Source organism: Streptomyces sp. NPDC127190, from assembly GCF_042672505.1.
Lineage (GTDB): Bacteria > Actinomycetota > Actinomycetes > Streptomycetales > Streptomycetaceae > Streptomyces.
Window position 1 is genome coordinate 407,197 of sequence record NZ_JBHXVE010000003.1, and the last position, 11,875, is coordinate 419,071.

Sequence of the window (11,875 nt, forward strand, 5' to 3'; positions counted from 1 at the left end):
TGGCGCGCGCGCGGGGGGGGCCCCGCGCCCCCCACCCCGCGGGGGGGCGGGGGCCGCCCCCGCCGCCCCCCCGCCGAACCCGGGCAGGGCGCGCAGTTCGACGGTGAAACCGGCGCGCGTCAGCTCGCGGCACACGTCGCCGAGCCGGAAGGTCCGGTAGTACATGACGAACGGCGGCCGCCACAGCGCGTTGCGCACCCGCATCACCGCGTCGAAGCCGAGCAGCATCCAGGAGGCAGGGTGCCAGGGGCGGGGCGGGGCGAGCACCGGGAAGGCGAACCGGCCGCCGGGCCGCAGTACCGAGTGGACCTGGCCGAACAGGCCCGGCAGCTCGCGGGGCAGGAAGTGCCCGAACGCCCCGAAGCTGACCACGAGATCGAAGGCGGCGGTGAACGGCAGGGCACGAGCGTCGCCGCGCACCCAGGCGAGGCCGGGCCCGCCGGCCGGGGCGGTGACCCGTCGCCGGGCGACGTCGAGCATGCCGGCGCTGAAGTCGACCCCGGTGACGCTGCCCTGGCACAGCCCGGTCAGCATCCGGGTGCCGGCCCCGGTGCCGCAGCACAGGTCGAGGCCGTCCGTGAAGGGGCCGAGGGGGGCGAGGGCCCGCGCGACGGACTCCAGCACCGGGTCCGGGGTGCGGAACGGGGTGTGATCGAACTTCGGGGCGAGCAGGTCGTAACCGCGCTCGACGGACGACAGCGCCTGCACGGCCAGTTCGCGCAGCCGGGGGCCTTCGGGACCGAACATCGCTCAGCCCAGGTCCACCCGCTGCCGCACGACCGCGAGCGCCCGTTCGCACCAGCGCAGGTTCTCCTCCTCGAAGGTGATCCCGGCCATCAGGGTGAGATACGGGCCGACGCGGTCGGCGGTGCGCAGGTACTCCTCCTCGGTACGCCCGGCGAGCAGGCGCTCGCGCACGCGCCGGTAGCGGTCCAGTTTGCCGCGCGCCCAGCCCCTGCGCTCCTCGATCAGGGCCCGGGTGGCCTCCGGGTCGCCGTCGTCCATGGCCTGGATCTTGATGAGGACCTCGTCGCGGACCGCGGTGGGCCGCTTCGGAGGTGCGGCCGCGAAGGACTTCAGCTCGGTGCGGCCGGCCTCGGTGAGGGTGAACATCCGCTTGTCGGGCCGGCGTTCCTGGCGCACGGTGCGGGCCTGCACCAGGCCGTCCTGGGCGAGTCGCTCCAGTTCGCGGTAGAGCTGCTGCGGGGTGGCGGGCCAGAAGTTGGCGAGGGAGACGTCGAACACCTTGGACAGCTCGTAACCCGAGGCCTCGCCCTCCAGCAGGGCGGCCAGAACGGCGTACTTGAGCGACATGTGGACAGGCTAACAGCCGTTGATTAGTCTCACCCGCACCTATTCAAATAGTTGAGTATGCGAGGTGGGCGGATGCGTGCGTTCCGTGAGGCCGTGGAGGCCGGGGACATGGACGCCGTCGAGGCGCTGCTGGCCGAGGACGTCGTCTTCAGCAGCCCGGCGGTCTTCAAGCCGTACCCGGGCAAGGCGATCACCGCGGCGATCCTGCGCGGGGTGGTCCAGGTGTTCGAGGACTTCCGGTACGTCCGGGAGATCGGCGACCCGGCCGGCTCCGACCAGGTGCTGGTCTTCACCGCCCGGGTCGGCGACCGCGAGCTGACCGGCTGCGACATCCTGCATGTGAACGAGGACGGTCTGATCGACGACCTGATGGTCATGATCCGCCCGCTGTCCGGCGCGCAGGCGCTGGCGGCCGCCATGGGAGCGCGGTTCGAGCAGATCGCGCAGGAGGCGCGGGCGCGGTCCGTCTGAGCGGCACGCCACCGGGCCGGCCCCGTCGCGGAGGTCCGGCCCGGTCCGATGCCGTCCGTCAGCCCTTCAGCTGGTCCAGCGTCGACTTGGTGTCCTTCTTCAGCCAGTCCTCCACGTCGCTGAGCGCGGGCGGGTTCTTGTCCTGGTCGTAGGAGCTGAGGTAGGCGCTGTAGCCCATCTGGTACGTCGTCCAGCCCTCGCGTACGGCGAGGGTGACGTACCGGGAGCCGGAGGAGGAGTTCTTGGTGGTGTCCCACACCACGAGGTAGGCCTCGTCGCCTATGCCGTCGACGGTGGTGACGTGGTAACCGCTGTGGCTGTCGCCGTACTTCTTCCAGGTCGCGGTGAACTCCGGCCCGGGGTCGGTCTTCTTGTGCAGGTCAAGTTGCATCGACAGATAGGCGTCCGAGTACGTCGAACCGCTCTTCTTCAGCCCCAGGCTGCAATAACTCTCCTCAAGGGCCGGGTCCTTGAGGTTCGACTTGGTCGGCTTGGAGTCGTCCTCCGGGTACTCGCTCTTGAACGACGAGTAGTCGCCGGCGGTGCACAGGTTGCCGGGCGCCTTGTAGCCGCGCAGGTCGGCGCTGTCGCCCTTGCCGAGGAGGAAGACCCCGCCGGCCCATGCCACGGAGGCGACCACCGCGCCCACGACCGCCCACAGCACCGCCTTCCCGGCCCCGCCGCTGCCGCCGCCACCGGGCGGAGGGACGGGCACCGGGCCGAACTGGGGCTGCTGGGCATAGGGGTTGCCCGGCTGCGCCTGCGGCTGACCCGGAGGTACCGGGCCGGGCTGGCCGACCAGCGTGGGCTGTGCGTAGAAGTTCCCCGGCGGCGGCGACTGCGGGTTCGGATAGGGGTAGGCCGTCGGCTGGGCCGGGACGCCCGGCTGCGGCGCGGGCTGCTGCGGCTGCGGAGGCTGCTGACCGGCCGGCTGCGGGGGCTGTGGTGGCGTGGACATGTCCCGAAGATAGTGCATGGCCGACGCGTAAAGTCCCCGGAAGTCCGGGATCGTTATGGTCTGGGGACATGTGGTACGGATCCATGACACGGCCGCCCGCCTGCCCCGCACGGGCCGGGGCGGCCGGTCCCGGCCAGGGCCCCGGCCCGCCCTTGTGCACGAGGGCTCATCCGGATGTGCCGGACCGCCGGGCCAGAGCGTCCCGCACGACGGCCGCCACCGCCGGACTCTGCCGTGCCGTGCGCTCCAGCCATGTCGCCGTCACCAACTCCGCCCGGTCGGCAACCAGTTCGCCGGCCGCCTGCCTCAGCAGTGCTTCGACGGTGGCCGACACCTCGCTCACCACCCGCCTGCGGTCGACCGACAGCACCAGCCCGGGTGTGGTGGCCGGCAGATCGACCACCGCGCCGCGCAGCGTTCCGCCGGCCGGGTCCGCGGCGAGCCCGCGGTCGAGTTCCGCCTCCGTGACCAGGCCGTCGACCAGCAGCGCTCCACCGTCCTCGCACCACAGGACCCGGCCCCCCAGACACGGAACCGTCCACCCGGCGGCCCGCACTCCGCGGAACTCACCGGGTGTCCACACGGAGGTGACGTCGTCCCCGTGGCGGAAGGAGGTGGGGACGGCCGCGATGCCCAGCACCCGCTCCAGCGCCGCCGCCAGGGACGGCTCGCCGCAGGCCGTCGGCTCGTCCAGCAGCAGCCGGACCCGCGTCCCCGGTTCCCCGCGGTCCCGCGCGCGGACGATGCGGTAGGCCGAACCGCGGCCGTCGGCGGCGAGTCTCAGCTCCGGGCCGCTCTCACCGTGCCGGTCCATCGGACACGTCGTCACCTCGACCTCCTCGGCCAGCATGAAGTAGCTGAGCACGCCGATGCCGAAGCGGCTGTTGTGGTGCAGCACGACCGGCGGGACGCACCGCTGCCAGTTGGCCGACTCCGCGCGGAACCCGGCCGACTCCACGAATCTCGCCCCGGCCCGCGAGAACAGGTTCCGCAGCTCTTCCTCGCCCATGCCGACGCCGTTGTCGACGCACTCCACGAACGGCCGCCCGGCGTCATCGCGCCCCTGGGTGAAGGTGATCTCGGGGTCGTAGGCGCGGGTGACTCCCCGGGCGCGGGCCAGGTACTCGTAGCGTGCCCGGCGGTAACGGCAGGCGTCGACCGCGTTCTGGTAGAGCTCCCGGAGCGCCACCCCCCGGTCGCCGTAGAGGTGGGTACCCATCAGCAGATCCGCGACCGCGGGCGAGGCCAGGCGGAGGTCCGGGGCGGGAGGTGGCTCGTCGCGCACGACCGTCAGGTGCCCGCGCCGCTGCCCGCCGCCACCCGGGCGACCCTCGTCCTGTGCGAGCCCGTCGAAGACCTGCACCCCGTAGAGGTCGGCCGGCCTGCGGGCCCTGGACGCCTCGGGGTTGACCCTGCTCACCAGCGCACGGAACGCGACGAAGGCATCGGTGCCGGTGCGCTCCAGCACCTGCTCGAAGGCGTGCCCGGCGCTGCCCGCCTGCTTCTCGGCGGCGGCCCGGATCGCGGTCATCATCTCCGTCAGCCGCTCTTCCGGGAGCACCGTGCCGGCGAGCTGATCGGCCGTCCGGCGGATCCAGCCCTCGAAGGCGGCCGCGTCGGCCAGGTCCGACTCGTTCATCGGCCGTCGGCCTCCTTGCTCTCGGCGTTCCCGGTGTTCCCGGCGTGCCCGGTGGTCCCGGCGCGCTCGGCGTTCCCGGCGGTCTCGGCGTTCCCGGCGGTCTCGGCGTTCCCGGCGCGCTCGGTGTTCCCGGCGCGCTCGGTGTTCCCGGCGCGCTCGGTGTTCCCGGCGCGCTCGGTGTTCCCGGCGGTCTCGGTGTTCCCGGCGGTCTCGGCGTTCTCGGCTTCCCACAGCGGCCGCAAGGAGCGGCGTGCATGCCGGATGTGCGATCTGACGGTCGCGGGCGTCTGGCCGGTGTGCTCGGCGATCTCCGCCGACTTGTAGCCGTCGTAGAGCCACGCCATGACCCACCGCTGCATCGGCGGCAGCGCGCGAAGGTAGCGCAGCGTGGTACCGATCGCGCCCTCGTCGCCGTGGTCGGCGGGGACCGACAGCTCCAGCTCCAGCGCCGCCTGGCCGTGCAGCTCGCGGAGCCTGCGCTCCCTGCGCACCGCCGCGGCGGCCTTGCGCCCGGCCACACACCGCACCCAGGCCCCGGGATCGGCCACGCGCCCGGTCCCCCACACCTCGAGCAGCGCGATCATGGCCTCCTGCGCCGCGTCCTCGGCCAGGTCCTGGTCGTACCCGGACATCCTCAGATGGCGCACCAGGCGTGGAAGGTCCCGCCGGCAGAAGGCCGCGAAGCGGTCCGGAAGCGGGTCGGTGAGAGACAAGTGCGGGGTCTCCGATCCAGTGACACATGCCGAGCCGAGTCGTTCGCCGCCGGGGCGGCCTACCGGCCACGCCTGATCCAGCCCCGGCCCAGCAGTGCGGCGACCGCGAGGGTAGCAACGGTCAGCAGGGCGGAGCGGGTTGCCGCGTAGACCGCGATCGTGACCCCCGGTACCGCGTGCAGCACTGCGACGAACTCGGCCGTACGGCCCGGGAGTTCCGCCGTCGGCCCGTGCTCTGCCGCGGAGGCGTCCCGCGGCGGCGTCGATGATTCGCTCATACCCCTCAGTGCGCTGCGCTCGCGAAAGCGTGCAAGGGGAAGCGGCGACCGGCGCTACGGCCGCGGGAATGGATGCGGGCGTCGGTATGTTGACGGACACGGAGTCACCGGTATAGTGCGATCAGCGCATGTGCGTGCCCCGTCGTACGGGCACCGGTGCCGCTTTCTTCTCCATCAGCCCCTCGGCCGAGGCTTACGACCGGCCCGGGCTTCTGATCAACACCTCTCGTGACCAGGGCTTCCATGCCCGTCCAGGGGCCGTTCCCGCCGCCCGGAGGCACAGTCAGGCCTCCCGCTCGCGGCCACTTCCCTCTTCTCCCCCGCTTCCCCCTGCTTGCTTCCGTCCGTGAAAGGACCAGCCACCATGACCACCACACTCGAACACCGTCCGGCCGGCGCGCAGGCCGCAGCCGCCCCGATCGTCGCGGGCGTCCTCGACGTCGACACCCAGGGCAAGGGGTGGCTGAGGGCCACCGCGAGCCTCCTGCCCTCGCCCGCCGACCCACAGGTCCCGCCGGCGCTGATCCGCCGGTACGGGCTGCGCAGGGGCGACCTCGTCGAGGGTGTCCGCGGCGCCCAGCGCGCCCTGACCGAGATCGCCCGCGTCGAGGGACGGGCCCCCGCGGACCTCCGCGCCCGACGGCACTTCGGCGATCTCACCCCGCTCCACCCGCACACGCGCCTGCGACTGGAACACCCGGCGGCCGGGCTCGCCGGACGCGTCACCGATCTCCTCGCCCCGGTCGGCAAGGGCCAGCGCGGCCTGGTCGTGGCCCCGCCGAAGAGCGGCAAGACGGTGCTGCTCCAGCAGTTCGCGGCCGCCGTGGCGGGCAACCACCCCGAGTGCCGGCTGATGGTGCTGCTGCTGGACGAGCGGCCCGAGGAGGTCACCGAGATGCGCCGCTCGGTGCGCGGCGAGGTGTACGCCTCCACCTTCGACCGGTCGGCGAAGGAGCACATCGCCCTGGCCGAGCTGGTGATCGAGCGGGCGAAGCGCCTGGTCGAGGCCGGCGAGGACGTCGTCGTCCTGCTGGACTCGCTGACCCGGCTGTGCCGGGCCCACAACAACGCCTCCGCCGCCGGCGGCCGCACCCTGAGCGGCGGTGTCGACGCGGGCGCGCTGCTCGGCCCCAAGCGGTTCTTCGGCGCCGCCCGGCAGGCCGAGGAGGGCGGCTCGCTCACCATCCTCGCCAGCGTGCTGGTGGACACCGGCTCGCGTGCCGACGGCTACTTCTTCGAGGAGCTGAAGAGCACCGGCAACATGGAACTGCGGCTGGACCGGGAGCTGGCCGGGCGCCGGGTGTTCCCGGCCGTCGACCTGGACACCACGGGCACCCGACGCGAGGAACTCCTGCTCTCCCCGGCCGAGTTGACGGCCGTACGCGGGCTGCGCCGGGCGCTGCGCTCGCGCGAGGGCGGACCGGCCGTGGAAACCCTTCTGGAGCGGCTGCGCGCCACCCCGGACAACGCCGCGTTCCTGCGGCAGGTCCGGCCGACCCTCCCCGGCGGCTGAGGTCCGGGTGCGTCGTCCGGGTTGCTCCTGTGGGCCGAACGGCCCGCCCGGCGCGGCACCCACCCCTCCCCGTTCCTACGTTGATCACATGATCACCGGACTTTCTTCCAGGGCGGCTACGACGGCCTGCTCCCTCTGTGTGGCGGGTGTGCTGGCGCTCGCCCCGGCCGCCGCCGCGGGCCGCCGCGCCGGGGATCCCGCGCCGCCCGCGCCCCGGGCGGCCACGCCCGGCCCCTCCCTGCTCTACGGCTCCGGCGTCCAGGTCCGGCCGCACCCGGGCGTGCCCGAGCTGCCGGACGTCTCGGCGCTGTCCTGGCTGGTCGCCGACGCGGGCAGCGGGGAGGTGCTGGCGGCGGCCGACGCCCACCGCAGGCTGCCGCCCGCGAGCACGCTGAAGACCCTGTTCGCCCTCACCGTGCTGCCCCGGCTGCCGAGCGGGCTCCAGCACACCGTGCGCTACGAGGAACTGGCGGACGTCGGCCCGGGCAGCAGCCTGGTCGGGGTCGAGGAGGGGCACAGCTACCAGGTGGCCGACCTGTGGCGCGGGGTCTTCCTCAGCTCCGGCAACGACGCCGTGCATGTGCTGGCCTCGCTGGGCGGCGGCTGGGAGGTCACCGCCCGGCGGATGCAGCAGAAGGCGCGCTCGCTCGGCGCCCTGGACACCCATGTGGAGTCCCCGGACGGCTACGACGCCCCGGACCAGGTCTCCTCCGCCTACGACCTCGCCGTCTTCGGGCGGGAGGGGCTGCGCAACCCCGACTTCGCCCGGTACTGCTCGACCGCCTCCGCCCGGTTCCCCGGTGACGGGTCGTCGTACGGGATCGAGAACACCAACCGGCTGCTGACCGGCGAGGACGGGGTGGCACCGTACCCGGGGCTGATCGGGGTCAAGAACGGCTACACCAGCAATGCGGGCAACACGCTCGTGGCGGCGGCGCGCCGGGGCGGGCGCACCCTGGTGGTGACGGTGCTCAACCCTCAGGCCGGCGGCGGCTTCACGGTGTACGAGGAGGCCCGCGCGCTGCTCGACTGGGGCTTCTCGGCGGCGGGCCGGGTGGATCCGGTGGGCTCGCTGGACGCGCTGCGGCCGGTGTCCCGGCCGGCCGCCCCGGCCGTACCGGTCGCGGCGGCCACCTCGGGGGCGCGGGACGAGGACCCGGGCTGGCCGGGCATCGGCGTCGGCCTCGGCGTCGCGGGGCTCGGTGCGGGCGCGGTGGCGGTGGTGCGGCGGGCCAGGAGGGCTGCGCGCGGCTGACCGGCCGGCAGGCCGAGCAGCAGGCCCAGGGTGATCCAGGTGTAGGCGTTGCCGCCGAGGAAGCCGCCCGGCCCGGTGGCGCCGTCCACCCACAGCCAGACCACGCTGGTGCACAGCACCGCGTACAGGGCCGCCGCGACGCGCCGGTGGCCGGTGCGCAGCAGGACGGCGAAGCTGGGCAGCAGCCACACCAGGTGGTGCACCCAGGTGATCGGGCTGACCAGGCAGGCCGCCGCCCCGGTGAGCGCGAAGGCAGCCGCCCAGTCGCCGGCCCGGGCCGCCCGGTGGGTTCGCCGGGCCCAGACGCACAGGGTGAGCAGGACCGCCGTCGCCCACAGCGGGCGGCCGGTCTCGCCGAGGCGGGCCAGCACGCCCTGGAGGGACTGGTTCGAGACGTAGTCGAGGCGGCCGACCCGGCCGGTCTGCCAGAGCGCGTCGGTCCAGTAGTACCGGGACGCCCCGGGGTCCGCCCAGGCGGCCAGCCCGGTCGCCGCGGCGGCCACGGCCACGGCGGTGGCGGCGGCACGCCGGCGCCCGGCGAGCAGCAGCAGCCCGATGAACAGCGCGGGCGTCAGCTTCACCGCGGCGGCGAGCCCGATGCCGGCGCCCGCCCAGCGGTCCCGGCCGGCCGCCAGCAGCCAGGCGTCGCCGAGGACGAGCGCGAGCAGGACCAGGTTGACCTGGCCGAAGCTCACGGTGTCCCGCAACGGCTCGAACAGCGCGAGCAGACACAGCGCCAGCGCCCAGCGGAACCAGCCGTACCGGCGCCGGTCCGGGCCGGCGAGGATCCCCAGGACGGCCGCCAGCGCGGCGAGGTTCAGCAGCAGGGAGACCGCGACGGCGGCGGTGCGGCCGAGCGGGGCCAGCGGCAGCATGGCGAGCGCGGCGAACGGCGGGTAGGTGAAGCCGTACGAGGTGCCCGGCACGTGGTAGTCGTAGATCCGGCCGCCGTGCGCCACCCAGGTGTGCACGGTCCCGTAGTAGACCCGCAGGTCGAAGAAGCCGCGCAGCAGCGGGACGGTCGCCGTGAAGGCGGTCACCGCGGCGGCCAGGGCGAGCACGAGCAGCAGACGGCCCCGATCGGTGCGGGGCTGCGGCAGCCGGATCATGCGGTACGTCCCGGGGCCGGGGCCTGGGCCGCCTGGTGGGCCTGCCAGAGCACGACCAGACCGAGCGCCCCGCCGGAGACCGCGAGCAGCAGTTGCCCGGTGTCGGCCGGGCCGCCGCTGGGCAGCACGGCGAGGGCGAGGACACCGGCCAGGGCGGCACCCCGGTGCCGTACCGGTGTGCTGGGCGCGGCGGCGGCGATGAGGAACAGCCCCCACAGCACGTACCAGGGGCGCAGCGCCGGGCCGAACACGGCGACGGTCAGCAGGCTGAGCCCCAGCGCGTACACCGGCCGGGGGCGCAGCCGCAGCCATATCAGGGCGACGGCGACGGCGGTGGCGGCGAGGCCGAGCAGCTGCCAGGCGGGGACCGCCAGCGGGGCGAGGCCGCTGCCGAGGCGGCTGAGCAGGGCGCCGGTGGCGCGGCCGAGCAGGCTGGTCAGGGCCCAGTTGTGCGGGGAGACGGGGGTGCTCAGGGCGCCGATCCAGCCGTAGCCGGTGCCGGCCACGGCCGTGGCGGCGACGGTGGTCACCGCGGCGGCGGCCGCCGTGGTGAGCACGGCGGGCAGCGGGCGGCGCCCGGCGCGCACCCGGAGGGCCACGACCGCGAGCAGGCCGAGCACGGCGGGCGCCTTGACCAGGGCTGCCAGGGTGACGAGCACGGCGCCGGCCACGGGTCTGCGGCCCCGCGCGGCGACCAGGCCGAGCCCGAGCAGGCCGAGCATCAGGGCGTCGTTGTGGGCGCCCGCGACCAGGTGCAGCAGCACCAGCGGATTCAGAGCGCCGAGCCACAGCGCGGCGGAGGGGTCGGCGCCGCTGTGCCGGGCCAGGCGGGGCAGCGCGAGGGCCATGAGCGCCACTCCGGCGAGGGCGAGCAGGCGCATGCCGAGCAGACCGGCGGGCAGCCGGCCGTGGGTGAGAGCGGACAGCGCGGAGGCCAGGGCCAGGAAGGCGGGGCCGTACGGGGCGCCGGTGTGCCGCCACATCGGGGCCACCTCGTCGGCGAGCGGGCCGCCCAGCTGGGCGGGGCCGTGGGTGTAGACGTCCAGATGGGCGTCGACCATGGCGCCCTGTGCCAGGTAGCTGTAGACGTCCCGGCTGAACAGCGGCGGGGCGAGCAGCAGCGGGGCCGCCCAGACGGCGAGCACCAGCAGCAGGGCGCGCGGGCCGGGCGGCCGGGGGCCACGGACCAGACGGCCCAGCAGCACCCAGGCCGCGGTGAGCAGGACGACGCCGAAGTACACCCCGACCAGGCCGAGCGCGGCCCGGGCCGAGGCGGGGTCCAGCAGGTCCTCGACCGGCAGCGCACCGGCCGTCTCACCGCCCAGCGCGAGACAGCCGGTGCCGGCCAGTCCCAGCAGCCGGCAGCGGCGGAGGTCGACGGGGAATGCCTTGGCCCACACCGGGGCAGCGTGGCAACGCGGGGTGACCGGGAGGCGACGCGCAGCTCTCCGGACGGGGGCGGCGGGGTGGCCGGTGCATGGTGGGCGCCCCGGCCCGGCCCCGCCCACCGGTCCGGCTGCCGGGCGCTGCGGCGTGGGGGCGCCTCCGTGGCCGTGTCCTGCGCCGGCATGGCCGTAGGCCGACGTGGATCCGTGTGGACGACGACGACCTGGAGCTCTGGCGGTATTTCGAGGGCGACGAGGGGGAGGGGGCGGGCACAGCGACCGAGGTTCGTCAGAACACCGACAGGCCCGTCAGGGTGGTGAAGCGGTCCAGGGCCGCGACTCCGGCCACGGAGTTGCCGCGTTCGTCCAGGCCGGGGCTCCACACGCACAGCGTGCACCGGCCCGGTACGACCGCGATGATCCCGCCGCCGACCCCGCTCTTGCCGGGCAGGCCGACCCGGTAGGCGAAGTCCCCCGCCGCGTCGTAGGTGCCGCAGGTCAGCATGACCGCGTTGACCTGCTTGGCCTGGCTGCGGGTGAGCAGCCGGCTGCCGTCGGCGCGGATGCCGTGCCGGGCCAGGAAGGTGGTGGCGAGGGCCAGGTCGGCGCAGGAGGCGGCGACGGAGCACTGCCGGAAGTACTGGTCGAGCAGGGTCGGCACGTCGTTGTCGATGTTGCCGTAGGACGCCATGAAATGGGCGAGGGCGGCGTTGCGGTCGCCGTGGGCGGTCTCGGAGGCGGCGACGTCCTTGTCGAAGTCCAGCCCCGGGTTGCCGCTCTCGGCGCGGAGGAAGGCCAGCAGCTCGCCCGCCGCGTCGCCGGTACGGGTCTGGAGGCGGTCGGTGACGACGAGGGCGCCCGCGTTGATGAAAGGATTCCGCGGGATGCCGTTCTCGTACTCCAGCTGGACCAGGGAGTTGAAGGGGTTGCCGGAGGGCTCGCGGCCCACGTGCTCCCAGAGTTCGTCGCCCTCGCGGGCCAGGTCCAGGGCGAGCGTGAAGACCTTGGTGATGGACTGCGCGGAGAAGGGCTGGCGCCACTCCCCCACCCCGTAGACGGTGCCGTCCAGCTCGGCGACCGCCATGCCGAAGCTGCGCGGGTCGCAGGCGGCGAGGGCCGGTATGTAGTCGGCGGGACGGCCACGGCCCGGCGTGCGGTCCATCTCCTCGGCGATGCGCTCCAGGACCGGCAGGAAGGTGAGGGACGACGTCATTGTCATGATCACCATTGTGCCTCCGGA

Annotated in this window: 11 protein-coding genes and 1 pseudogene; 3 read left to right on the forward strand and 9 right to left on the reverse strand. The window is 74.3% G+C overall.

Annotated elements, in window-relative coordinates:
- Both ACFVIU_RS07630 and ACFVIU_RS07635 read right to left on the reverse strand, forming a co-directional pair.
- The coding region (locus ACFVIU_RS07630; RefSeq protein ID WP_385841236.1) for a class I SAM-dependent methyltransferase at positions 1–747 on the reverse strand (747 nt) is incomplete at its 3' end.
- 3 nt (positions 748–750) lie between these two features.
- The gene (locus ACFVIU_RS07635; protein ID WP_385841237.1) at positions 751–1,314 is read right to left on the reverse strand and encodes a PadR family transcriptional regulator; all 564 of its coding nucleotides are present in this window, start codon (positions 1,312–1,314) and stop codon (positions 751–753) included.
- 72 nt (positions 1,315–1,386) lie between these two features.
- On the opposite strand from ACFVIU_RS07635, the gene ACFVIU_RS07640 reads away from it, so the two are divergent.
- A complete protein-coding gene (locus ACFVIU_RS07640) occupies positions 1,387–1,785 on the forward strand; it encodes a nuclear transport factor 2 family protein (RefSeq protein WP_385841238.1) in 399 nt (132 codons plus the stop codon).
- 58 nt (positions 1,786–1,843) lie between these two features.
- On the opposite strand, the gene ACFVIU_RS07645 is transcribed toward ACFVIU_RS07640, so the two are convergent.
- The 4 genes from ACFVIU_RS07645 to ACFVIU_RS07660 all read right to left on the reverse strand — a co-directional run bounded on the left by ACFVIU_RS07645 (position 1,844) and on the right by ACFVIU_RS07660 (position 5,373).
- Positions 1,844–2,743 carry a hypothetical protein gene (locus ACFVIU_RS07645; RefSeq protein ID WP_385841239.1) on the reverse strand — a complete coding sequence of 300 codons (900 nt, stop codon included), beginning with the start codon at positions 2,741–2,743 and terminating at the stop codon, positions 1,844–1,846.
- 166 nt (positions 2,744–2,909) lie between these two features.
- Complete coding sequence (locus tag ACFVIU_RS07650) at positions 2,910–4,382, reverse strand: hypothetical protein (RefSeq protein ID WP_385841240.1); 1,473 nt, start codon at positions 4,380–4,382, stop codon at positions 2,910–2,912.
- The gene (locus ACFVIU_RS07655; RefSeq protein WP_385841241.1) at positions 4,379–5,095 is read right to left on the reverse strand and encodes an RNA polymerase sigma factor; all 717 of its coding nucleotides are present in this window, start codon (positions 5,093–5,095) and stop codon (positions 4,379–4,381) included. The genes ACFVIU_RS07650 and ACFVIU_RS07655 overlap by 4 nt, the downstream gene beginning before the upstream one ends.
- A 59-nt stretch (positions 5,096–5,154) precedes the next feature.
- The gene (locus tag ACFVIU_RS07660; protein WP_385841242.1) at positions 5,155–5,373 is read right to left on the reverse strand and encodes a hypothetical protein; all 219 of its coding nucleotides are present in this window, start codon (positions 5,371–5,373) and stop codon (positions 5,155–5,157) included.
- Positions 5,374–5,737: 364 nt separating this feature from the next.
- Here ACFVIU_RS07660 and rho point away from each other — a divergent pair, with 364 nt between their 5' ends.
- Positions 5,738–6,886 (forward strand): transcription termination factor Rho, encoded by a 1,149-nt coding sequence (gene rho, locus ACFVIU_RS07665; RefSeq protein ID WP_385841243.1) that lies wholly within the window; start codon positions 5,738–5,740, stop codon positions 6,884–6,886.
- Between the two features lie 88 nt (positions 6,887–6,974).
- Positions 6,975–7,853, forward strand: a pseudogene (locus ACFVIU_RS07670) (D-alanyl-D-alanine carboxypeptidase family protein); the annotation flags it as partial.
- A gap of 11 nt (positions 7,854–7,864) precedes the next feature.
- On the opposite strand, the gene ACFVIU_RS07675 reads toward ACFVIU_RS07670, so the two are convergent.
- The 3 genes from ACFVIU_RS07675 to ACFVIU_RS07685 all read right to left on the reverse strand — a co-directional run bounded on the left by ACFVIU_RS07675 (position 7,865) and on the right by ACFVIU_RS07685 (position 11,863).
- Positions 7,865–9,241: a glycosyltransferase 87 family protein gene (locus ACFVIU_RS07675; RefSeq protein WP_385841355.1), complete on the reverse strand. Its 1,377-nt coding sequence runs from the start codon at positions 9,239–9,241 to the stop codon at positions 7,865–7,867.
- A gap of 5 nt (positions 9,242–9,246) precedes the next feature.
- Positions 9,247–10,650 carry a polyprenol phosphomannose-dependent alpha 1,6 mannosyltransferase MptB gene (mptB, locus tag ACFVIU_RS07680; RefSeq protein WP_385841244.1) on the reverse strand — a complete coding sequence of 468 codons (1,404 nt, stop codon included), beginning with the start codon at positions 10,648–10,650 and terminating at the stop codon, positions 9,247–9,249.
- Between the two features lie 274 nt (positions 10,651–10,924).
- On the reverse strand, positions 10,925–11,863 hold the full coding sequence (locus tag ACFVIU_RS07685) for a glutaminase (protein ID WP_385841246.1): 939 nt from the start codon (positions 11,861–11,863) through the stop codon (positions 10,925–10,927).
- Positions 11,864–11,875 lie beyond the last annotated feature (12 nt).

What these genes read in the sequence shown, in the direction of transcription:
- ACFVIU_RS07660 (WP_385841242.1), bottom strand. Translation starts at nt 5,373, where the DNA reads ATGAGCGAATCATCGACGCCGCCGCGGGACGCCTCCGCGGCAGAGCAC.
- rho (WP_385841243.1), top strand. Translation starts at nt 5,738, where the DNA reads ATGACCACCACACTCGAACACCGTCCGGCCGGCGCGCAGGCCGCAGCC.
- ACFVIU_RS07635 (WP_385841237.1), bottom strand. Translation starts at nt 1,314, where the DNA reads ATGTCGCTCAAGTACGCCGTTCTGGCCGCCCTGCTGGAGGGCGAGGCC.
- ACFVIU_RS07650 (WP_385841240.1), bottom strand. Translation starts at nt 4,382, where the DNA reads ATGAACGAGTCGGACCTGGCCGACGCGGCCGCCTTCGAGGGCTGGATC.
- ACFVIU_RS07645 (WP_385841239.1), bottom strand. Translation starts at nt 2,743, where the DNA reads ATGTCCACGCCACCACAGCCCCCGCAGCCGGCCGGTCAGCAGCCTCCG.
- ACFVIU_RS07685 (WP_385841246.1), bottom strand. Translation starts at nt 11,863, where the DNA reads ATGGTGATCATGACAATGACGTCGTCCCTCACCTTCCTGCCGGTCCTG.
- ACFVIU_RS07640 (WP_385841238.1), top strand. Translation starts at nt 1,387, where the DNA reads ATGCGTGCGTTCCGTGAGGCCGTGGAGGCCGGGGACATGGACGCCGTC.